This is a genomic window from Sandaracinobacteroides saxicola (assembly GCF_014117445.1).
GTDB lineage: Bacteria > Pseudomonadota > Alphaproteobacteria > Sphingomonadales > Sphingomonadaceae > Sandaracinobacteroides_A > Sandaracinobacteroides_A saxicola.
Genome location: NZ_CP059851.1, coordinates 2,107,119 through 2,126,213 on the forward strand (window position 1 = coordinate 2,107,119; position 19,095 = coordinate 2,126,213).

Sequence of the window (19,095 nt, forward strand, 5' to 3'; positions counted from 1 at the left end):
CGCTTACCGATACGGCGCGTCGGCGGCAAGGTTGGCGGCGATCGCCCGCTCCCACCGCTCGCCATTCGCCAGCAGCTTCGCCTTGTCATACAGCAGCTCTTCCCGCGTCTCGGTGGCGAACTCGAAATTCGGCCCCTCCACGATCGCATCCACCGGGCACGCCTCCTGGCAGAAGCCGCAATAGATGCACTTCGTCATGTCGATGTCGTATCGCGTCGTCCGCCGGCTGCCGTCCTCGCGCGGCTCCGCCTCGATGGTGATCGCCTGCGCCGGGCACACCGCCTCGCACAGCTTGCACGCGATGCAGCGCTCCTCGCCATTGGCATAGCGCCGCAACGCATGTTCACCCCTGAAACGGGGGGACAGCGGCCCCTTCTCATGCGGGTAATTCACCGTCTTCTTTGCCCGCAGGCTGTAACTCAGCGTCAGCCACAAGCCCTTCACGAACTCGATCAACAACAGCGATTTCGCACCCCGCACCAGCGCGTTCATGACCGCCTCCGCAACAACCCGGCCTTGTCCAGATAGAAGATGAGCGTGTAGCCGATGGCACCGCCCAGCAACCCCGACGGGGACGGCAGATGCCCGTCGAACAGCCACATCAACCCGGCCATGCCCGCCATCACCATGGCCACCCGCCACAGCCATTCCAGAAAGAGCGCCATCATCCGGCAGTCCCCGAAAAATGCCCCGTGAACACCAGCCAGCCGCTCACCAGCACCACCCAGAACAGGCTGAGCGGCAGGAACACCTTCCACCCCAGCCGCATCAGCTGGTCATAGCGATAGCGCGGCACCGTCGCCTTCACCCAGGCAAAGATGAAGAACACAAAACAAGCCTTCAGGAAAATCCACACCAGCCCCGGCACATGATAGAGCGGCGCCCATTCCGCCGGCGGCAGCCACCCACCCAAAAACAGCACCGCCGTCAACATGCACATCAACAGGATGTTCATATATTCGCCCAAAAAGAACAGCGCGAACGCCATCGACGAATATTCCACCTGATAGCCCGCCACCAGCTCCGCTTCCGCCTCCGGCAAATCGAACGGCGGCCGGTTGGTCTCGGCAAGCGCGCTGATCACGAAGATCACAAACATCGGAAACAGCAGCGGATTGAACACATTGCCGTTCACGAACCCGAAGACATTGCCGCGCTGGCTCTCGATGATGTCATTCAGGTTGAAGCTGCTGGCATAGAGCACCACGCAAACGATCACGAAGCCGATGCTGACCTCATAGCTCACCATCTGCGCCGCGGACCGCAGCCCGCCCAGAAACGGATATTTGGAGTTCGACGCCCAGCCCGACATGATGATGCCGTAAACCCCCATCGAGCTCACCGCGAACAGGAACAGCAGCCCCACGTTGATGTCCGCCAGCACCCATTCCGCGCTGAACGGAATGACCGCCCAAGCCACCAGCGCCAGCACGAAACTGATCATCGGCGCGATCAGGAACACACCCTTGTTGGCGCCCGTCGGGATGATCGTCTCCTTCAGGAACAGCTTGATGCCGTCGGCAAAGGGTTGCAGCACCCCGAATGGCCCCACCACATTGGGCCCGCGCCGCAGCTGCATCATCGCCCAGATTTTCCGGTCGAAATAGGTGCTCAGCGCCATCACCGCCATCACCGGCAGCGCGATCAGCAGGATCAGGATCAGATGCGCCACGACATAGCCGAAGCCGGCGCCGAGATAGCTTTGAAAGAACTCGGTCATTCCGCCGCTTCCAGCATGGCCGGACGACCGTCCACGATCTCCCGCACGCAATCCGCCATGGTCCGGCTCGCCCGTGCAATGGGGTTTGACAGGTAAAACGAACCCACCGCCGCCGGAATCGCCGCGCTCGTCAGCGGCTGCGCCACCGCCCCCGCCTGCCACTCGAACATGCTCAGCCCCGGCGTCCCCAGATGCGGCCACTCCGCCGAAATCCGCGCCCGCAGCGCCTCCAGGCTGTCATAGGGCAATCGCACCCCCAGCACGTCGGACAGCGCCCGGAAAATCGTCCAGTCCTCCCGCGCCTCCCCCGGCGGGAAGGTCGCCCGCAGCCCGCGCTGCACCCGCCCCTCCATGTTCACCCAGGTCCCCGACTTCTCGGTATAGGCCGCCCCCGGCAGGATGATATCCGCGTCCCGCGCCCCCGCGTCGCCATGCGTGCCGACATACACCGTCGTCACACTGGCCGCCTTCGGCGCCACCTCGTCCACCCCCAGCAGGAACAGCAGCTTCGCATCGCCTGGCACCCCGGTCGCGAAGCCGACATCCATCGCGCCCACCCGGCTTGCCGCCGTGTGCAGCAGATTATACCCGTTCCACCCCTCGCGCACCAAATGCGCGTCCGCCAATGCCTTCGCCACCGCCAGCACCGCCGCGCCCTGCGCCCCCCGTACCGCCGCCGTCCCCAGGATCAGCACCGGCCGCGCCGCGCCCTTCAACGCGTCAACCACCGCCGCGGGCAGCGCCGCCAGCAGCGCCACATCATCCCCCAGCTGCTCGACCGCATAGGTCAGATCGACCGCTGGCCCGATGTTGAACACCCGCGCGCCGCCCTTGCGCACCGCCTTCCTGATCCGCGTGTTCACCAGCGCCGCCTCGGCGCGCGGATTGGTGCCCACCAGCAGGATCACATCCGCCGTCTCCAGCCCCGCGAACGTCGTGTTGAACCGATAGGCCGCCGGGTCGGCGGTTTCCATCGCCCCCCCATCCAGCCGGCACTCCAGATGCGGCGAACCCAACCCCGTCATCAAATCTTTCAGCGCGACCATCTCCTCGACCGCGCACAAATCCCCCGCCAGCGCGCCGATCGAGCCCGCCGGCACGGCCGCCACCGCCGCCTTCACCGCCGCGAATGCCTCTGCCCAGCTCGCCTTCACCAGCTTGCCATCGCGCCGAACCCACGGCGTATCGAGCCGCCGTGCCATCAGGCCGTCGATCGCAAACCGCGTCTTGTCGCTGATCCACTCCTCGTTGACCGCCTCGTTCAGCCGTGGCGTCACCCGCATCACCGCGCCGGACCGCGTGCCGATCACGATGTTGCTGCCCACCGCGTCCATCACATCGATACCGTCGGTGCGCTTCAGCTCCCACGGCCGATATTCGAACGCCAGCGGCTTGGCCGTCAGCGCCCCCACCGGGCACAGGTCGATCACATTGCCGCTCACCTCGCTGGTGACCGCCGCCTCCAGATAACTGGTGATCTGCATATTCTCGCCGCGATACAGCGCGCCGATCTCCTCCACCCCCGCCACTTCCTCGGCAAAGCGCACGCAGCGCGTGCAATGGATGCAGCGCGTCATCACTGTTTTTATGAGCGGCCCCATATATTTCTCGGTCACCGCCCGCTTGTTCTCGTCGAACCGCGTGAACCCGCGGCCATAGGCCATTGCCTGATCCTGCAGGTCGCACTCGCCGCCCTGGTCGCAGATCGGGCAATCGAGCGGATGGTTGATGAGCAGGAACTCCATCACCCCCTCGCGGGCCTTCTTCACCTTCGGCGTGTTGGTGCGGATCACCATATTGTCCGCCGCCGGCATGGCGCAGCTGGCGATCGGCTTCGGCGCCTTCTCCTGCTCCACCAGGCACATGCGGCAATTGCCCGCGATCGACAGCCGCTCATGATAGCAGAAACGCGGAATCTCCCGCCCCGCCGCCTCGCACGCCTGCAACACGGTCGCGCCCGCGGGAACCTCAACCTCGATATCGTCGACCATCAGCTTTGGCATGGCCACGCTTTAGGCAAGGCTCTCAAAAAGGGAAAGCCGCTTTCGCGCCGCAGCATGACCGCGCATGCCTGTATTGCCCTGATATTTGCAATCTGCTAACTCCCTGCCGTGCAAATCATCTATCTGGCGCCGGCGCTGAAATCGCTTCGCCGTCTCGACGCTCAGGTCCGGATTCGCATCGAACAGAAGATGATCGCCTATGCCGCCAATCCAGACGCCTTCGCCAACAGCGTCACCCGGCTACAGGGTCAGGGACTGCGGCGATTGCGGGTCGGCGATTATCGCGTCATCTTTACCGAGGACGGCGTGATCCTGACGGTGCATCAGGTCGGCCCTCGCGGTTCAGTCTATCGGAGCCTGTCATGACGGTTCAATTCATCACCGTTCCCAAGGGCGAGGAGCTTGCCGTCCTGCCCCGCCGCGAATGGGAAGCGCTCGTGTCCGCGGCTGAGGATGCACAGGACCTCGCCGAAGGACGAGCCATCGCAGCCGCCTGGCGCGCCGGCGAGATCGAGGCCTTCCCCGGCGAACTGGTTTCCGCCCTTGTCAACGGTGCCAACCCCGTTCGTCAGTTCCGCCAGTTCCGGGGCGTGTCACAAGCCGATCTCGCCGCCCGTGCCGGCCTGTCGGCGTCCTACCTGTCGCAGATCGAAAACGGCACCCGGGAGGGGACTGGCCTGACCCTCAGCCGAATTGCCACGGCGCTGAATATCGATCTGGAACTGCTGGTCTGGGATCACGCATCCCGCACCAGCGACTGAGCAATGACGCGCGCCAACTCTCGGCGCCGCTCCCCCGTCATCGCCCCCAGCACCCCCCGCGCGCCTTCCGGAATATGCTCGGGCACTTCCGCCTCGAACAGATAATGGTCGAAAAAGGCCCGCCACGCCCGCCGCTCCGCCACCGGCAGGTCGCGCAGCGTCAGCAACCCGTGGAACAGCGTCAGCAGCGGCGTCATCGCGTCGGCCGGCGCGTCCCGCCACCAGAAATTCACCTGCGCGCCAAAGGGCGCGGGCGTCTCCACATGATGCCACCACAGGCTCGGCAGATAGAGCGCATCGCCCGGCCGCAACGTCACCCGCTGCGCCACGGCCAGCGCATCGGCAAAGCGCGGAAACCGCGCCAGGTCCGGCTTCGTCACGTCCACCAGGCTCACCGGCTGCCCCGCCAGCGTATGGTCGAGCGGCCCGACATAGAGGTTCTCCACCTGCTCCGGCGGAAACAGCGTATAGGTGCGCGTGCCCGCCACGCACACCGCGATATTCTGTGCCAGGTCCCAATGCGCCGCCGTCCGCGATGCCGTGCCGATCCACAAGGACGTCAACCGCGCCGCACCGTCGGCCAGCAACGGCATCGGCACCTCCGCCATCAGCCGCGGCAACACCTGCGGCACCGGGATCGCGCCGGCATAGATCGCCGCCGGCTTTTCCTGCGCCGCCACCAGCAGGTCGAGCAGCTCGGCAAAGCGCATCCGCTCGCGCACGAAATCGAACCCGGTCAGATCGTCCGAATAGCCATAATCGGCGCCCCTGCCGCGCCACACCTCCACCGGCGTGGCATTGGCCCTGCCGTCCAGATGCCGGCACAGCGGGATTACCCCCTGCCGCCCCAGCTTCACCAGCGGCCACGACGCCGCCAGCCCCGGCATCACCGCCGGTCGCGCCAGCGGCTGAACGTCCCCGGCAAAGCGCTGCGGCGTCATATTCGGAAACGCCGCGACCGCCTCCATCCTCAGCCCGCGCTGCGTCCGTACAGCATCAGCGCCAGCCCCGCCCGCAGCCGGTCACCACTCACCGGCAGCGGCGTCTCGGGCTTCAGGCACGCCGTCAGCGGCGCATCCATCGCCGCGAAGGCCGCTTTTTCGGCCTCCGATCCCGCCCGCGCCCGTGCAAAGTCCGCCGCCGGCCCCGGCGCCGCGTCCAGCACGCAGCCCGCATAACCCGCCAGCCCCGCCTCATTCGCCGCCGCGGTGCGCGCCGCTTCAGACACCGGCCCGGATGGCGGCACATAGGCCGCCGGCGCGGCAACACCCGCCATCCAGAACGCCCGCGCCAGCCCGCCACGGAACAGGATCCCCGTCATCCGCCCGGCATCGCTCCCCGCCTTGTCCAGACATCGCGCCGAAGCCCGGCGCAGCTTCTCCACGCGCCCGCTGAATCCGCCATCATAGCGCGTATCCAGCGCCACCGCGGCCGCCGTCACCGGATCGGCCTTCACGATGCAGTCAAACCAGGCGTCGATCCGCGCCTCCGCCGCCACCCGTGCCCCAGCATCCGGGGAAGCCCACGCACCACTCGCCATCATCACCGACATCACCAACGCCAGTTTACGCATCACAACCACCCTCCACAACGGGCGGGGCCTGCCCGCCTACTCCGCCGCCAGCGCCATCGCCGGCACGCTCACAAACCCCCGTCGCCTCGCGATCCTTGCCTCGATCTCCGGCCGGAAGTGCCGGATCAGCCCCTGGATCGGCCAGGCCGCCGCGTCCCCCAGCGCGCAGATGGTATGCCCCTCGATCTCGGTCGTCACCTCCAGCAACAGGTCAACCTCGTGCGGCTCGGCATCGCCCGTCACCAGCCGCTGCATCACCCGCCACATCCATCCCGTGCCTTCGCGGCACGGCGTGCACTGGCCACAGCTCTCATGCTTGTAGAAATAACTGATGCGCGCGATCGCCTTCACGATGTCGGTGGACTTGTCCATCACGATCACCGCCGCCGTCCCCAGCCCCGATTTCAGGTCGCGCAACGCATCGAAATCCATCGGACAGTCGGCGATCTCATGCGCCGGCACCAGCGGCACCGAGGATCCCCCCGGAATCACCGCCAGCAGATTGTCGAACCCGCCACGAATGCCGCCGCAATGGGTTTCGATGAGCTCGCGGAACGGAACGCTCATCGCCTCTTCCACCACGCAGGGCTTGTTCACATGGCCGCTGATCTGGAACAGCTTCGTCCCCTCATTCTTCGGCCGGCCGATGCCGGCAAACCAGGCCGCGCCGCGCCGCAGGATGGTCGGCACCACCGCGATCGATTCCACATTGTTCACCGTCGTCGGGCAGCCATACAGGCCCACGCCGGCGGGAAACGGCGGTTTCAGCCGCGGCTGGCCCTTCTTGCCCTCCAGCGATTCGATCATCGCCGTCTCTTCGCCACAGATATAGGCACCCGCCCCGCGATGCACGAACACGTCGAAGTCATAGCCCGAACCGGCGGCATTCTTCCCCAGCAGGCCCTTGGCATAGGCCTCCTCGACGGCCGCGAACAGCGTCTCGGCCTCGCGGATATACTCGCCACGGATGTAGATATACGCCGCCCGCGCCCGCATCGCGAAGCCGGCGATCAGCGCCCCTTCCAGCAGCTTGTGCGGATCATGCCGGATGATCTCCCGGTCCTTGCAGCTCCCCGGCTCGCTCTCGTCGGCGTTGATCACCAGGAAGCTCGGCTTGCCCGGCTTCGGCTCCTTCGGCATGAAGCTCCACTTCATCCCCGTCGGAAACCCCGCCCCGCCGCGCCCGCGCAGGCCGGACTGCTTCACCGCATCGATGATCGCATCCGGCCCCGGCGCCATCAACGCCGCCGTATCCTCCCAATCACCCCGCTTCATGGCGTCGGCCAGCCCCCAAGGCGCAAAGCCATAGAGGTTGGTAAAAATCCGGTCCTTGTCCGCCAGCATCAACGCGCATCCACCAGTTCGAGCCGCCGCTCGACACGACCGATACGCTCGTCCATCCGATCCAGCCGATGATTGACGCCTGACAGCGACACCACGATGGAGCCGACATGCTCCTCAACCGCATGCATCCGCAGCTTCAGGTCACCAATCTCATTCTTGATGTCGAGCACATCGCCACGGATGCGTTTCAGCATCTCCAACATCAGATCAGAACGTTCGTCAGTCATCCCGTCATCCTACCATATCCTCCCCCGCAAGGGGAGGTGGCCGCGTCGCGAACGGCGAGGACCAACCCGCTCGCGCAACAGCTCCCAGCGCTTGACCCGACCAGCCTCTCCCCCGGCACGGGGGAGCGACTCGCGGAACGCGAGCGGAGGGGGCCAGCCCCCATCACGCCACCCCTTCCAGCAAACTCGTCCGCCCACCCTCGGGGCAACTCGCCTGGCGCCCGATCGCGCTCCCCGCCTTCGGCACCCGCCCGGCGATCAACTCGTCCAGGATCGCCGTCATGCTCGCATAATCCAGGTCTTCATAAGTGTCGTCGTTGATCTGCACCATCGGCGCATTGGCGCACACGCCCATGCACTCCACCTCGGTCAGCGTGAACAGGCCGTCGTTGGTGACCTCGCCCTTCTTCAACCCCCGGTCCGCGCAAGCCCGGAACAGCTCATCCGACCCCCGCAACCAGCAAGGCGTGGTCCCGCACACCTGCACATGAAACCGCCCCACGGGTTTCAGATTATACATGGTATAGAAGGTCGCCACCTCCAGCGCCCGGATCTTCGGCATGTCGATCTGGCGCGCCACGAACTCGATGACCGGCAGCGGCAACCACGCCACGCCCGTCTGCGCCGCCATCTGATACTGCGCCAGCCACAACAAAGGCATGATCGCCGAATGCTGCCGCCCCGGCGGATACCGCCCGATGATGCGTTCCGCCTCGACGGCATTGGCGGGCGTCCAAGTGAAACTACTTAAATCAGCCACGACGCGCTGCTCTTCTGGCAGCGGTGGCGCTACCCGTTCGATGATATTCATGAGTCAATTTGAATTTTCCGCGCCTGTCATACTCTTGCTCGTGAACAATTGCCCCCGCACGCAACATACGCAATCCACGCCATGCCATAAACATCATCCAAATAATGGCCCACACGACTGATAAGGTGAAACTCATCGAACCTAAGCCTGATGCTGAAACCAACACCATAGGAATCATAGCAATTGCGAAAGCCGCCTTCCAACCATTTCCAGGCTCATTCCATCGGCTATCAACCCAGCGTCTGATCGGCAAATACCACTTCACCGGTCCACCTCCCCGAACACCACATCCAGCGACCCCAGCACCGCCGGCGCATCCGCCAGCATATGCCCCCGGCACAGGAAATCCATCGCCTGCAAATGGCTGAACCCCGTCCCCCTTATATGGCAGCGATACGGCTTGTTCGTCCCGTCGCTCACCAGGTAAATCCCGAACTCCCCCTTCGGGCTCTCAGTCGCCACATAGACCTCGCCCGGCGGCACCTTGAACCCCTCGGTGTAGAGCTTGAAGTGGTGGATCAGCGCCTCCATCGAACGCTTCATCTCCCCGCGGGACGGCGGCACCAGCTTCCGGTCGAGACTGCCCACCGGCTCCCCCACCATCGTCTCCAACCGGTCCAGGCACTGGTCGATGATGCGCAGCGATTGCCGCATCTCCTCCATCCGCACCATGAACCGGTCATAGCAATCGCCGTTCTTCCCGACCGGCACATCGAAATCGACCTCGGCGTACACATCATACGGCTGCGACTTCCGCAAATCCCACGCCAGCCCGCTCGCCCGCAGGCACGGCCCGCTGAACCCCCAGGCCACCGCGTCCTTCGCCGAAATCACGCCGATATCCACGTTGCGCTGCTTGAAGATGCGGTTCCCCGCCACCAGGCCCTGCACCTCGTCCAGCACCTTCGGGAAGGCCTTCGCCCAGGCACGGATGTCCTCTGCAAGCGCCGGCGTCATGTCCTGATGCACCCCGCCCGGCCTGAAGTAGGCCGCGTGCATCCGCGCGCCGCTCACCGCCTCGCTGAAATTATAGAGCCGCTCCCGCTCCTCGAACAGCCAGATGATCGGCGTCATCGCGCCCACGTCCATCGCGTGCGCGCCCACATTCATCACATGGTTGGAAATCCGGCTGATCTCGGCCCACAGCACCCGCAGCCACTGCCCCCGCCGCGGCACGTCCGCCCCCAGCAGCTTCTCGATCGCCAGCACATAGCTGTGCTCCATCGACATGGGGGAGCAGTAATCCAGCCGGTCCATGTACGGCAAAGCCTGCAGATAGGTCTTGTATTCGCACAGCTTTTCCGTGCCCCGGTGCAGCAGGCCGACGTGGGGGTCCAGCCGCTCGATCACCTCGCCGTCCAGCTCCATGATCAGCCGCAGCACGCCATGCGCCGCCGGATGCTGCGGGCCAAAGTTGATCATGTAATTGGCGATCTTCGGATCCGCCGCCTCTTCCGGCGTCGCCAGCAAGTCGGTTCCCAGGCTCATGGCTTCGCCTTCTCGTCACCCGGCAGCACATAATCCGCGCCCTCCCAGGGCGACAGAAAATCAAAACTGCGGAAATCCTGCGCCAGCTTCACCGGCTCATACACCACCCGCTGCGCCTCCTCGGAATAGCGCAGCTCGACATGCCCCGTCAGCGGGAAATCCTTGCGGAACGGATGCCCCTCGAAGCCGTAATCGGTCAAAATCCGCCGCATGTCGGCATTGCCCGCGAACGGCACGCCATACATGTCCCACACCTCGCGCTCCAGCCAGCCAGCCACCGGAAACAGGCCGGTCACGCTCGGCACCGCCTCGCCATCGGCGACGCTCAGCTTCACCCGCACCCGGCGGTTGTGCCGCAGGCTCAGCAGATGGTAATTCAGCTCGAACCGCTCGGCGCGTTCGGGATAATCCGCGCCGGCAATATCCATCAGCTGCTCGAACGCCAGCGCCGGATCGTCCCGCAACGCCGTCAGCACCGCAACGATTCGCCCCGCCGCCACGGTCAGGCTCAGCTCATGATGCGCCGCCGCCACGCCCAGCAGGGCCTCGCCCAGCAACGCCGGCGCCCGCTCCGCCAGGCCGGCATCCGTCACCACCACCGGAAAGCTGCTCATCGCTCAAACGTCCCCTGGCGCCGGATCTTCCGCTGCAACGCCATGATGCCATAGAGCAGCGCCTCCGCCGTCGGCGGGCACCCGGGCACATAGATGTCCACCGGCACGATCCGGTCACACCCCCGCACCACGGAATAGCTGTAATGGTAATAGCCGCCGCCATTGGCGCAGCTGCCCATCGAAATCACATAGCGCGGCTCGGGCATCTGGTCATACACCCGCCGCAGCGCCGGCGCCATCTTGTTGCACAGCGTCCCCGCCACGATCATCACGTCGGACTGCCGCGGCGACGCCCGCGGTGCCGCCCCGAACCGCTCCATGTCATAACGCGGCATGTTGGCATGCATCATCTCGACGGCGCAGCACGCCAGCCCGAACGTCATCCACCACAAGGAGCCCGTGCGCGCCCAGGTGGTCAAATCCTCCAGGCTCGCCGTCACGAACCCCTGGTCGGACATCTGCTCGTTGAGGCCCGTGAAATAGGGATCGCGCACGGCCACATCGCCGCCGGCGCGGACAATGGCGGGGGCGTCACTCATTCCCAATCCAGCGCTCCCTTCTTCCATTCATACACAAATCCCACGGTCAGGATGCCCAGGAAACACATCATCGAACCCCACATCAGATAGAGGTCCGGCCCCGCCTTCGAAAGGCTCACCGCCCAGGGAAACAGGAACGCCACCTCCAGGTCGAAGATGATGAACAGGATGCTGACCAGGTAAAAGCGCACGTCGAACTGCCCGCGGGCGCTGCTGAACGCCGGAAAGCCGCTCTCATATTCGGTCAGCTTGTCGGCATAGGGCTTGTCCGTCCCCACCGCCTTCGACACCAGCACCGGCGCGAACACGAACAGCAGCGCGAATGCCAGCGCCACCCCCAGGAACATCAGGATGGGCAGATATTGCAGGCTCAGCGCGGCCACATCAGGCATGGTATCCAGCATCCCCGCCCTCTACGCCCCACGCTGCACCGCGGCAAGGGAAATGGCGCCCGTCAGCATTGACGCACCCCACCTTCGGCTTGCGTCCCGCCACCCATTGAATTACATTGTAATGCGCAAAAAAGAGAGCTCTCATGTCCAGCAATGCCCTCGTCCAGACCCGCATCAACGAAACCGTCAAGCAGCAGGCTGCCACCGTCCTTGCCACCATGGGCCTCACCGTGTCCGATGCCGTCCGCATGATGCTCACCCGCGTCGCGCACGACAAGGCGCTGCCCTTCGATCCGCTCGTGCCGAACGCCGAAACCATCGCCGCCATGGAACAGGCCCGCGCAGGCGGCCTGCCGCGTTTCAAATCGGTCGATGCGCTGATGGCCGATCTCGATGCGGACGATTGAACGCACCACGACGTTCAAGCGAGACTGGAAACGCGAACTCAGGGGCCGTCACGCCGCCACACCCGCCCGCGATGTCACCGGGCTCCTCACGCTGCTCGTCCACGACCAGCCGCTCGAACCCCGCCACCGTGATCATGCCCTCACCGGCAACTGGAAGGACCATCGGGACTGTCATGTCAAACCCGACCTGGTGCTGATCTACCGAAAGCCGGACCCCGAAACCCTGCAACTGGTTCGATTGGGCTCCCACGCCGAACTCGGCTGGTAGCCCCTATTTCCCCATCGCCGCCTTCAAGAAATCCGCGCTCTGCCGCAGCATGTCCGCCCGGGCCGCGCTGTCCACCAGGCTGTGCTCCAGCCCCGGATAGACCACCAGCCGGCTCTCCTTGCCCCCCGCCTTCAACGCCGCGTCCAGCGCCCGCGCATGCCGGATGCTGACATTGGTGTCCTTGTCGCCGCTGAACATCAGCACCGGCGCCGTGAACGCCGCCACATTGCGCTCCGGCGATCCCTCCACCAGGTGCGGCCCGGCACCAATCTCGCGCGCCACGATGTCACGGTTCGTGAAAAACCGCGCATCCTCGATCAGACGTTGAAAATCGGTTACCGGCGCGATCGCCACGCTCGCCCTGTACAGCCCCGGATCGAGCACCTGTGCTTGCAAGGCGGCATAGCCGCCATAGCTCCAGCCAACGATCGCCAGACGCCCTTTGCCCGCGATCCCCTGCGCCTCCAGCCAACGCGCCCCGGCATTGATGTCCGCGATCGCAGTCTTCCACCCCCGGAACCCGTTCGACCCGAACCAGTCCTCGCCGTAACCGGTCGAACCGCGGAAATTCGGCTGCAGCACGGCATAGCCCAGATGCGCGAAATATTGCGCCAGCCAGTCGAAGCCCCACTCATCGCGCGCCGCCGGCCCGCCATGCGGCATCACGATCGCCGGCAGCCCCGCTTGCGGGCCGTCCGTCGGCAGCGTCAGATAGCCAGGGATCGATTTGCCGTCCGCAGCCGGGATGCTCACCGCGCGCACGCTCGCCAGCTTCACCCCCTCCAGCTGCGGTCGCACGGGCGACAGCTCGTTCAACTGCCGCGTCTTCCGGTCGAACAGATAGTATCGCCCTGGATCAGTATCGGCATGGGCCAGCAACAGGATTTTCTGCTCGTCGCGGCTGGCGGCGATGAAATCAATGAGCGGTAGGTTAGGGATCGCCTTCCCCAGGTTTGCCGCCAGCCTTTCCAGTCCGGCATCCAGATATTTCACCTGCCGCCGGTCGGTCACGATCTCAGCGCCGATCACCCGCCCGCGCCGACCGAACCGATACAGGGTATCCACATCCACCTGCGGGCTGTCAGCCACCACCTGCGTCGTGAAATTGCCGTCCAGGCTCACACTATGGATCGCCCGGCGGCCATTGCTGGTCGCCACCGCATAGGCGACCGTTCCATCCGGCGACAGCGCCTGCGGATCGAACCGCCACGGATCGCCGCCAGGCACGCTGAACCGCTCCCATTCCCGGCTGCCGGCCTTGCGATAGAAATACCTGAACTCACCGCTTCGCATCTGCGTCGTGGTGTCCATGCCCGCAATGGTCATCAAACGGACAGTGCCGCTGGCATCCGCGCCATACCACACCGCATCTTTCCGCGGTTTCTCCACCGGCTTGCCGACATTGGTCACCGTATCCACCCAATCGACACCCAGCCCCTCGCCTTGCTTGTTCAGCCGGCTGCCGACCTGCTCTTCCGGCACGAGCTCACGCGACATCAACACCCGCGCCGTATCATCCGGGCTCCAGCCGATGATGTCGCCATCAAATTGCAGGATGCCCATTGTGCGCGTCGATTGCCGCACGGTAAGCGGCTTCATGTTGCCGCCATCGGCATCCAGCGCAAAACTGCGGGTATAGGTTGCCAGGGTCGGAGTCGAGGTCGCACTCGCGCCCGTGATCTGGCACAGCAGTCGCGCATTGGACACCCAGTCACAGCGGAACAGCCGGTTGGGATTGCCGTCGCTCCGCGTCACCGGCACGGCCTTGTTGCTGGCGAGATCCACCACCAGCAGCGCGGTCGCCGGCCCCTTCGCCGGCGCCAGATATGACAGTCTGCTGCCGTCCGGCGACAAGGAAGCCGCGGCCACCGCCTCCCGCGCCCCGAACCGTTGCGCCGCATCCGGCAACGGCGCCGCCTGCACCGTCGACGCCATCAGCAGCAGCGAACACGCGAACGAAAAACGCAACATCACTTTCTCCCCTGCTTTGCATCATCATGAAAAACCGCCATCATCCCGTCAATCGTCAGACAGGATGATAGTTTCTCATGCTGAAACCCCTCGCCATCATGCTTCTTGCTGTTCTCGGCAGCACCGTCGCCGCCGGCGACCGCGCCAACAATCCCCCCTGGCAGGGCCGCAGCCCGGTCATCGCCCAACATGGCATGGCCGCGACGGCACAGCCGCTCGCCACCCAGGTCGCGCTCGACATCCTGAAGGCCGGCGGCAGCGCGGTCGACGCCGCCATCGCCGCCAACGCCATGCTCGGCCTCGTCGAACCCGTCGGCAACGGCATCGGCGGCGACCTCTTCGCCCTGGTCTGGGATCCCAAAACCCGCAAGCTCCACGGCCTCGACGCCAGCGGCGCCGCCCCTGCCGCCACCGATGTCGCGGCGCTGCGCCGCCAATTCGGCGGCAAGGGCCCCATCGGCCCCGCCGGCACCGCCGCCATCACCGTCCCCGGCGCCGTCGCCGGCTGGCACGTGCTGCACCAGCAATTCGGTGTTTTGCCCCTGAAACAGCTGCTCGCCCCCGCCGTCGGCTATGCCCGCAACGGCTTCCCCGTCAGCCCGCTGATCGCCGAGCAATGGGCCCGCAACATAAGGCTGCTGACGGCCCGCCGCGCCGACATCCCCGCCTTCGACAATGCGCTTGCCCTCTACGCCCCCGGCGGCAGCACGCCCGCCGCCGGCGCCATGTTCACCAACCCCGACCTCGCCCGCACGCTGGAAGCGATCGGCAAGGGCGGCGCGAAGGCCTTCTATACCGGCCCCATCGCGCGGGACATCGCCGCCTTCATGGCCGCCAACAACGCCCCCATGCGCGAGACCGACCTCGCCGCGATGAGGGCCGAATGGGTCGAGCCGATCAGCGCCACCTACCGCGGCTACACCGTCTGGCAGATGCCGCCCGCCACGCAAGGGCTGGCCACCCTCCAGATGCTGCGCCTGATCGAGCGGTTCGACATCGCGAAGATGGGCTTCGGCAGCGCCGACGCCGTGCATGTCATGGTCGAGGCGAAGAAACTCGCCTTCGCCGACCGTGCCCGCTTCCTCGCCGACCCGCGCGTCGTAAAGGTGCCGGTCGCCGCCCTGCTGTCGGACGCCTACACGGCAAAGCGCGCCGCGCTTATCCGCATGGACCGCGCGCTCCCCGCCGACGTGCAACCCGGCGACCCCGCCGAACGCAGCGACACCACCTACCTGACCGTCGCCGACAGGAACGGCATGATGATCAGCCTCATCCAGTCCAACTATCGCGGCATGGGCAGCGGCGTCGTCGCATCGCGCTCACCCAAAAATGGCGGCGGAACCCTCGGCTTTATGTTCCAGAACCGCGGCGCGCAGTTCAGCCTCGACGCCACCGCCGCCAACGTCATCGCGCCCGGCAAACGCCCGTTCCACACCATCATCCCCGGCTTCGTCACCAAGGACGGCATGCCCTTCCTCAGCCTCGGCGTGATGGGCGGCTCGATGCAGCCGCAGGGCCAGGTGCAGGTCATCACCAACATCATCGATTTCGGCATGGACGTGCAGGCCGCCGGCGACGCCCCCCGCTGGCGCCACATCGGCGGCCCCGATCCCGGCGATGGTGCCGAGCCGCCCGCTTTATTCCTGGAACGCGATTTCACCCCTGAAACCCGCGCCGCGCTTGCGGCCCGCGGCCATGTCCTGAAATCGGGCACCGACGACGTCGGCGGCTATCAGGCGATCCGCTGGGACGCGAAAAACCGCGTCTACTGGGGCGCCAGCGAAATGCGAAAGGACGGCCAGGCCGCCGGGTACTAGAGCATGTTCCGATCTGGTGGAATCACCAGCATCGGAAGCCCATGCGGTAAAACGATAAGTTAGAGCGGCTGATCTGACACTGTCAGATCGAGACTCGCTCTAAGCCGAAGAGCCCGCAGCCCGCCGCGGGCGGCCGCCCTTCATGCCGTTCGCGCGACTTGCCGCGGCTTTCGCGGCAGAGGTCGCCCGACCGGCCCTCGCTGCCATCCAGCGCGCCGTGCCGAACACGCCGTTCACCAACCCCGGCACGCTGTAATCCACATCCAGTGCCGCCCAGTGCAGCCCGAACCCCCCGCCGGCGACCGTGACATCCGCCAGTTCGGCGACATTCGCTCCCGCCAGTCCCTGCACCAGCGCCGGCGGGAATGCGAAGGTTGCCCCGTTGGTCAGGTCCACGATCACCCGGTCGCTGCCTTCATCATAGCGCGCGCACTGCGCCCGCGGTTCGGCCTGTTCCGCTGCCGCACCGGCCTGAAGCGCGCGCTCGATGGCGGCATCTGTCACCTCAACCATGGATCGCTCTCCAACGTCGCAGGAATTCATCCTGCCTCTCCGAAATGATCGCCATCGCCCGCCGCAAATCCCCCGCACCGAAGCCATGCGCCCGAACCAGCACCGGCCCTCCCATCGGCCCTGCCAGATCGACCTTTGCGTGCCCATCGCCAACAACATGCACATGCGCCGGCGCATGGTCGTCCAGATAGATCACGAACGACAGACCGCCTTGCCGATGGATCGTGACCACGGCATCGAATAACCTGTCACGACAGGTTATGCAAGCACCGCCCGCGCCGCCGCCGCATCCTTCGCAATCTGCGCCTGCAACGCCGCCAGCCCGTCCAGCACAGCCTCATCCCGCAGATGCGCCACCAGCGCCACGTCCAGCGTCACCCCATACAGGTCCCCGCTCCAGTCCAGCAGCCACACCTCCAGCAGCTCGACGGGCGGCGTGAACATCGGCCGCACCCCCAGATTGGCCACCCCGTCCACCAGGCTGCCATCGGGCAACCGCACCCGCACCGCATAGACCCCGTATCGCGGCCGCACATAATCCTTCAGCTCGATGTTCGCCGTCGGAACCCCGATCGTCCGCCCCAGCTTCGCCCCATGCACCACCTCGCCCCGCACGGTGAACGGCCGCGTCAGCAGCGCCGCCGCGGCCGCCATGTCGCCCGCCACCAGCGCCGCCCGGATCCGCGTCGAACTCACCGCCTCCTGCCCGTCCGTCACCGGCCGCACCGCCTCCGCCCCGAACCCGCGCTCCAGCCCCAGCCGTGCCAGCACCGCCGCATCGCCCGACCGTTTCGCGCCGAAGGTGAAGTCATAGCCGGTCACGACATGCCGCACCCCCAGCCGCGCCACCAGCCAGTCGTCCACGAACGCCTCCGCGCTCAACCCCGCCAGCGCCCGGTCGAACGGCACCACCACCGCGCCGTCCACACCCAGGCCGGCGAACAGGTCCAGCTTCTGGTCGAGCCGCGTCAGCGCGAACGGCGGCGCATCCGGCCGGAACAAGCGGCTGGGATGCGGATCGAAGGTCGCCACCAGCGCCGGCACGCGCTGTTGCCGCGCCGCCGCCACCGCCGTGCCAATGACGACCTGGTGCCCGCGATGCACCCCGTCGAAATTGCCCAACGCCACCACCCCGCCGCGCAGCGAGGCTGGCACCGCATCGCCGATGATGATCAACCCCGCCGCTCCAGCGTCACGAAATCATACCCCGGCGTGTCGCCGTCGGCCGCATGCGTCTCCCGCCGCACCTCCCGCCAGCCGCTCACGGGCAGCTCGAACCACGCATCCCCATCGGGCGCCACATGCACCTCGGTCAGCTCGATCCGCGTCGCAATCGGCATCGCCTGCGCATACACCTCACCCCCGCCGATCACCATGATCGCCTCGGCCCGCGCCTCCGGATTCATCCCCGTCGCCGCAATGGCCTCCGCCAGGTTCGGCACCACCGTCACGCCTTCGGCCGTCCAGCCCGCCTGCCGCGTCAGCACGATATTGTGCCGCCCCGGCAACGGCCTGCCGATGCTCTCGAAGGTCTTGCGCCCCATCACCACCGGTTTCCCCACCGTCATCGCCTTGAAGCGTTTCAGGTCCGCGGAAACATGCCACGGCAGCCGGCCCCGCACGCCGATCACGCCATTGTCCGCCCGCGCCACCACCAGCACGATCGCCGGCCTCATACCGCCACCGGCGCCGCGATCGCCGGATGAGGCTCATAGCCCGCCACGGCGAAATCCTCGAACCGGTAACTGAACAGGTCCGCCGCCGGCGCCAGCGTCAGCCTCGGCCAGGCGCGCGGCTCCCGCGCCAGCTGCGTCTCCACCAGATGCGCATGGTTCAGATAAAGATGCACATCCGCCCCCATCCAGGTCAGCCTGCCCACCCCCAGCCCGACCTGCTGCGCGATCATGTGCAGCAGCAGCGCGGCTTCCAGGATGTTGAACGGAAAGCCCAGCCCCAGGTCGCAGCTGCGCTGGTACAGGATGCCCGAAAGCCGGCCGTCGGCCACGAAATATTGATAGGTCATGTGGCACGGCGGCAGCGCCATCTGCTCCAGCTCCGCCACATTCCACCCCGTGAAGATATGCCGCCGCCCCGCCGGATTGTCCCGCAGGCCCCTGACCAGCGCCGCCAGCTGGTCATGCTCCCGGCCATCCGCCCCCTGCCAGCGCCGCCACTGCCTGCCATAGACCGGCCCCAGGTCGCCCCAGGCCGCCTCGAACGCATCATCCGCCAGGATGCGCGCCTCGAACGCATCGCGGCTCAGCAAGGCCTCCGGATGCGCCCTGTTGTACCGCTCCAGCGGCCAGTCGGTCCAGATATGCACCCCCTGCGCCACCAGCGGGCGGATGCGCGTCTCGCCCGCCACGAACCACAGCAACTCCCTGACCGCGCTCTTCCAATACACCCGCTTCGTCGTCAGCAGCGGGATCGTCCCGCCGGACAGGTCGAACGCCAGCGTCTCGCCGAACAGCGCCCGCGTCCCCACGCCGGTGCGGTCCCGCCGCTCGCTGCCGCCCGTCCACACGCGGCGCATCAGGTCCAGAACGGCATTCTCGGGGTGCATCCCCGCTCCGTGCCAAGCCCCGACCGCGCACGCAAGAGTGCGGAGTGCCGCTTTATCCCCGATTGGGGATATTTGCATCCGGCC

Annotated in this window: 25 protein-coding genes; 5 read left to right on the forward strand and 20 right to left on the reverse strand. The window is 66.2% G+C overall.

Annotation, left to right across the window (positions count from 1 at the left end; genetic code table 11):
* Positions 1 to 3: 3 nt before the first annotated feature.
* From nuoI to nuoG, 4 genes are read right to left on the reverse strand one after another with little or no spacing between them, the layout of a single operon-like run.
* Positions 4 to 492, reverse strand: a complete 489-nt coding sequence (gene nuoI / locus H3309_RS10600; protein ID WP_182294689.1) for an NADH-quinone oxidoreductase subunit NuoI — start codon at positions 490 to 492, stop codon at positions 4 to 6.
* Positions 489 to 668 (reverse strand): hypothetical protein, encoded by a 180-nt coding sequence (locus tag H3309_RS10605; protein ID WP_182294690.1) that lies wholly within the window; start codon positions 666 to 668, stop codon positions 489 to 491. Before H3309_RS10605 ends, nuoI begins: the two co-directional genes overlap by 4 nt.
* Positions 665 to 1,720, reverse strand: a complete 1,056-nt coding sequence (gene nuoH / locus H3309_RS10610; protein ID WP_182294691.1) for an NADH-quinone oxidoreductase subunit NuoH — start codon at positions 1,718 to 1,720, stop codon at positions 665 to 667. Before nuoH ends, H3309_RS10605 begins: the two co-directional genes overlap by 4 nt.
* Positions 1,717 to 3,723 (reverse strand): NADH-quinone oxidoreductase subunit NuoG, encoded by a 2,007-nt coding sequence (nuoG, locus tag H3309_RS10615; RefSeq protein WP_182294692.1) that lies wholly within the window; start codon positions 3,721 to 3,723, stop codon positions 1,717 to 1,719. Before nuoG ends, nuoH begins: the two co-directional genes overlap by 4 nt.
* Before the next feature lie 108 nt (positions 3,724 to 3,831).
* Here nuoG and H3309_RS10620 point away from each other — a divergent pair, with 108 nt between their 5' ends.
* Both H3309_RS10620 and H3309_RS10625 read left to right on the forward strand, forming a co-directional pair.
* Positions 3,832 to 4,089, forward strand: a complete 258-nt coding sequence (locus H3309_RS10620; protein ID WP_182294693.1) for a type II toxin-antitoxin system RelE family toxin — start codon at positions 3,832 to 3,834, stop codon at positions 4,087 to 4,089.
* Positions 4,086 to 4,484, forward strand: coding sequence for a helix-turn-helix domain-containing protein (locus H3309_RS10625; protein WP_182294694.1), 399 nt, complete (start codon positions 4,086 to 4,088; stop codon positions 4,482 to 4,484). The genes H3309_RS10620 and H3309_RS10625 overlap by 4 nt, the downstream gene beginning before the upstream one ends.
* On the opposite strand, the gene H3309_RS10630 is transcribed toward H3309_RS10625, so the two are convergent.
* The 10 genes from H3309_RS10630 to ndhC form a co-directional block, all read right to left on the reverse strand.
* The gene (locus H3309_RS10630; RefSeq protein ID WP_182294695.1) at positions 4,460 to 5,452 is read right to left on the reverse strand and encodes a cupin-like domain-containing protein; all 993 of its coding nucleotides are present in this window, start codon (positions 5,450 to 5,452) and stop codon (positions 4,460 to 4,462) included. The genes H3309_RS10625 and H3309_RS10630 overlap by 25 nt on opposite strands.
* A 2-nt stretch (positions 5,453 to 5,454) precedes the next feature.
* Entirely contained in the window at positions 5,455 to 6,057 is a 603-nt protein-coding gene (locus H3309_RS10635; RefSeq protein WP_182294696.1) for a hypothetical protein, read from the reverse strand.
* A gap of 36 nt (positions 6,058 to 6,093) precedes the next feature.
* Complete coding sequence (nuoF, locus tag H3309_RS10640; protein WP_182294697.1) at positions 6,094 to 7,401, reverse strand: NADH-quinone oxidoreductase subunit NuoF; 1,308 nt, start codon at positions 7,399 to 7,401, stop codon at positions 6,094 to 6,096.
* Complete coding sequence (locus tag H3309_RS10645; protein WP_182294698.1) at positions 7,401 to 7,628, reverse strand: hypothetical protein; 228 nt, start codon at positions 7,626 to 7,628, stop codon at positions 7,401 to 7,403. Before H3309_RS10645 ends, nuoF begins: the two co-directional genes overlap by 1 nt.
* A 163-nt stretch (positions 7,629 to 7,791) precedes the next feature.
* Positions 7,792 to 8,439: an NADH-quinone oxidoreductase subunit NuoE gene (nuoE, locus tag H3309_RS10650; RefSeq protein ID WP_182294699.1), complete on the reverse strand. Its 648-nt coding sequence runs from the start codon at positions 8,437 to 8,439 to the stop codon at positions 7,792 to 7,794.
* Positions 8,381 to 8,704, reverse strand: coding sequence for a hypothetical protein (locus H3309_RS10655; RefSeq protein WP_182294700.1), 324 nt, complete (start codon positions 8,702 to 8,704; stop codon positions 8,381 to 8,383). The genes nuoE and H3309_RS10655 overlap by 59 nt, the downstream gene beginning before the upstream one ends.
* Positions 8,701 to 9,927, reverse strand: a complete 1,227-nt coding sequence (locus tag H3309_RS10660; RefSeq protein WP_182294701.1) for an NADH-quinone oxidoreductase subunit D — start codon at positions 9,925 to 9,927, stop codon at positions 8,701 to 8,703. Before H3309_RS10660 ends, H3309_RS10655 begins: the two co-directional genes overlap by 4 nt.
* Positions 9,924 to 10,541, reverse strand: coding sequence for an NADH-quinone oxidoreductase subunit C (locus H3309_RS10665; protein WP_182294702.1), 618 nt, complete (start codon positions 10,539 to 10,541; stop codon positions 9,924 to 9,926). The genes H3309_RS10660 and H3309_RS10665 overlap by 4 nt, the downstream gene beginning before the upstream one ends.
* A complete protein-coding gene (locus H3309_RS10670; protein WP_207791493.1) occupies positions 10,538 to 11,080 on the reverse strand; it encodes a NuoB/complex I 20 kDa subunit family protein in 543 nt (180 codons plus the stop codon). Before H3309_RS10670 ends, H3309_RS10665 begins: the two co-directional genes overlap by 4 nt.
* Entirely contained in the window at positions 11,077 to 11,484 is a 408-nt protein-coding gene (ndhC, locus tag H3309_RS10675; protein ID WP_398398124.1) for an NADH-quinone oxidoreductase subunit A, read from the reverse strand. Before ndhC ends, H3309_RS10670 begins: the two co-directional genes overlap by 4 nt.
* 131 nt (positions 11,485 to 11,615) lie before the next feature.
* Between ndhC and H3309_RS10680 the strand changes: the two genes are divergently transcribed.
* Positions 11,616 to 11,879, forward strand: a complete 264-nt coding sequence (locus H3309_RS10680) for a type II toxin-antitoxin system RelB/DinJ family antitoxin (RefSeq protein WP_182294704.1) — start codon at positions 11,616 to 11,618, stop codon at positions 11,877 to 11,879.
* The gene (locus H3309_RS10685) at positions 11,866 to 12,147 is read left to right on the forward strand and encodes a type II toxin-antitoxin system RelE/ParE family toxin (protein ID WP_182294705.1); all 282 of its coding nucleotides are present in this window, start codon (positions 11,866 to 11,868) and stop codon (positions 12,145 to 12,147) included. The genes H3309_RS10680 and H3309_RS10685 overlap by 14 nt, the downstream gene beginning before the upstream one ends.
* A 3-nt stretch (positions 12,148 to 12,150) precedes the next feature.
* Here the strand turns inward: H3309_RS10685 and H3309_RS10690 are convergent, their stop codons facing one another.
* Positions 12,151 to 14,118: an alpha/beta hydrolase family protein gene (locus H3309_RS10690; RefSeq protein ID WP_182294706.1), complete on the reverse strand. Its 1,968-nt coding sequence runs from the start codon at positions 14,116 to 14,118 to the stop codon at positions 12,151 to 12,153.
* A gap of 77 nt (positions 14,119 to 14,195) precedes the next feature.
* Here H3309_RS10690 and ggt point away from each other — a divergent pair, with 77 nt between their 5' ends.
* Entirely contained in the window at positions 14,196 to 15,935 is a 1,740-nt protein-coding gene (ggt, locus tag H3309_RS10695; protein ID WP_182294707.1) for a gamma-glutamyltransferase, read from the forward strand.
* Positions 15,936 to 16,034: 99 nt separating this feature from the next.
* Here ggt and H3309_RS10700 read toward each other — a convergent pair whose 3' ends face one another.
* Genes H3309_RS10700 through thyA form a run of 5 tightly spaced genes read right to left on the reverse strand, consistent with a single transcriptional unit; the run spans position 16,035 to position 19,011 of the window.
* Complete coding sequence (locus H3309_RS10700) at positions 16,035 to 16,448, reverse strand: DUF2442 domain-containing protein (RefSeq protein ID WP_182294708.1); 414 nt, start codon at positions 16,446 to 16,448, stop codon at positions 16,035 to 16,037.
* A complete protein-coding gene (locus H3309_RS10705; RefSeq protein WP_182294709.1) occupies positions 16,441 to 16,680 on the reverse strand; it encodes a DUF4160 domain-containing protein in 240 nt (79 codons plus the stop codon). Before H3309_RS10705 ends, H3309_RS10700 begins: the two co-directional genes overlap by 8 nt.
* 26 nt (positions 16,681 to 16,706) lie before the next feature.
* Entirely contained in the window at positions 16,707 to 17,624 is a 918-nt protein-coding gene (locus H3309_RS10710) for a bifunctional riboflavin kinase/FAD synthetase (protein WP_182294710.1), read from the reverse strand.
* The gene (locus tag H3309_RS10715; RefSeq protein ID WP_182294711.1) at positions 17,621 to 18,124 is read right to left on the reverse strand and encodes a dihydrofolate reductase; all 504 of its coding nucleotides are present in this window, start codon (positions 18,122 to 18,124) and stop codon (positions 17,621 to 17,623) included. Before H3309_RS10715 ends, H3309_RS10710 begins: the two co-directional genes overlap by 4 nt.
* Positions 18,121 to 19,011: a thymidylate synthase gene (thyA, locus tag H3309_RS10720; RefSeq protein WP_243453693.1), complete on the reverse strand. Its 891-nt coding sequence runs from the start codon at positions 19,009 to 19,011 to the stop codon at positions 18,121 to 18,123. The genes H3309_RS10715 and thyA overlap by 4 nt, the downstream gene beginning before the upstream one ends.
* Between the last annotated feature and the right edge of the window lie 84 nt (positions 19,012 to 19,095).

Coding starts and splice junctions, on each gene's coding strand:
- nuoI (WP_182294689.1), bottom strand. CDS start 492: ATGAACGCGCTGGTGCGGGGTGCGAAATCGCTGTTGTTGATCGAGTTC.
- H3309_RS10605 (WP_182294690.1), bottom strand. CDS start 668: ATGATGGCGCTCTTTCTGGAATGGCTGTGGCGGGTGGCCATGGTGATG.
- nuoH (WP_182294691.1), bottom strand. CDS start 1,720: ATGACCGAGTTCTTTCAAAGCTATCTCGGCGCCGGCTTCGGCTATGTC.
- nuoG (WP_182294692.1), bottom strand. CDS start 3,723: ATGCCAAAGCTGATGGTCGACGATATCGAGGTTGAGGTTCCCGCGGGC.
- H3309_RS10625 (WP_182294694.1), top strand. CDS start 4,086: ATGACGGTTCAATTCATCACCGTTCCCAAGGGCGAGGAGCTTGCCGTC.
- H3309_RS10630 (WP_182294695.1), bottom strand. CDS start 5,452: ATGGAGGCGGTCGCGGCGTTTCCGAATATGACGCCGCAGCGCTTTGCC.
- H3309_RS10635 (WP_182294696.1), bottom strand. CDS start 6,057: ATGCGTAAACTGGCGTTGGTGATGTCGGTGATGATGGCGAGTGGTGCG.
- nuoF (WP_182294697.1), bottom strand. CDS start 7,401: ATGCTGGCGGACAAGGACCGGATTTTTACCAACCTCTATGGCTTTGCG.
- H3309_RS10645 (WP_182294698.1), bottom strand. CDS start 7,628: ATGACTGACGAACGTTCTGATCTGATGTTGGAGATGCTGAAACGCATC.
- nuoE (WP_182294699.1), bottom strand. CDS start 8,439: ATGAATATCATCGAACGGGTAGCGCCACCGCTGCCAGAAGAGCAGCGC.
- H3309_RS10660 (WP_182294701.1), bottom strand. CDS start 9,927: ATGAGCCTGGGAACCGACTTGCTGGCGACGCCGGAAGAGGCGGCGGAT.
- H3309_RS10665 (WP_182294702.1), bottom strand. CDS start 10,541: ATGAGCAGCTTTCCGGTGGTGGTGACGGATGCCGGCCTGGCGGAGCGG.
- H3309_RS10670 (WP_207791493.1), bottom strand. CDS start 11,080: ATGAGTGACGCCCCCGCCATTGTCCGCGCCGGCGGCGATGTGGCCGTG.
- ndhC (WP_398398124.1), bottom strand. CDS start 11,484: ATGCTGGATACCATGCCTGATGTGGCCGCGCTGAGCCTGCAATATCTG.
- H3309_RS10680 (WP_182294704.1), top strand. CDS start 11,616: ATGTCCAGCAATGCCCTCGTCCAGACCCGCATCAACGAAACCGTCAAG.
- H3309_RS10685 (WP_182294705.1), top strand. CDS start 11,866: ATGCGGACGATTGAACGCACCACGACGTTCAAGCGAGACTGGAAACGC.
- H3309_RS10690 (WP_182294706.1), bottom strand. CDS start 14,118: ATGTTGCGTTTTTCGTTCGCGTGTTCGCTGCTGCTGATGGCGTCGACG.
- ggt (WP_182294707.1), top strand. CDS start 14,196: ATGCTGAAACCCCTCGCCATCATGCTTCTTGCTGTTCTCGGCAGCACC.
- H3309_RS10700 (WP_182294708.1), bottom strand. CDS start 16,448: ATGGTTGAGGTGACAGATGCCGCCATCGAGCGCGCGCTTCAGGCCGGT.
- H3309_RS10715 (WP_182294711.1), bottom strand. CDS start 18,124: ATGAGGCCGGCGATCGTGCTGGTGGTGGCGCGGGCGGACAATGGCGTG.
- thyA (WP_243453693.1), bottom strand. CDS start 19,011: ATGCACCCCGAGAATGCCGTTCTGGACCTGATGCGCCGCGTGTGGACG.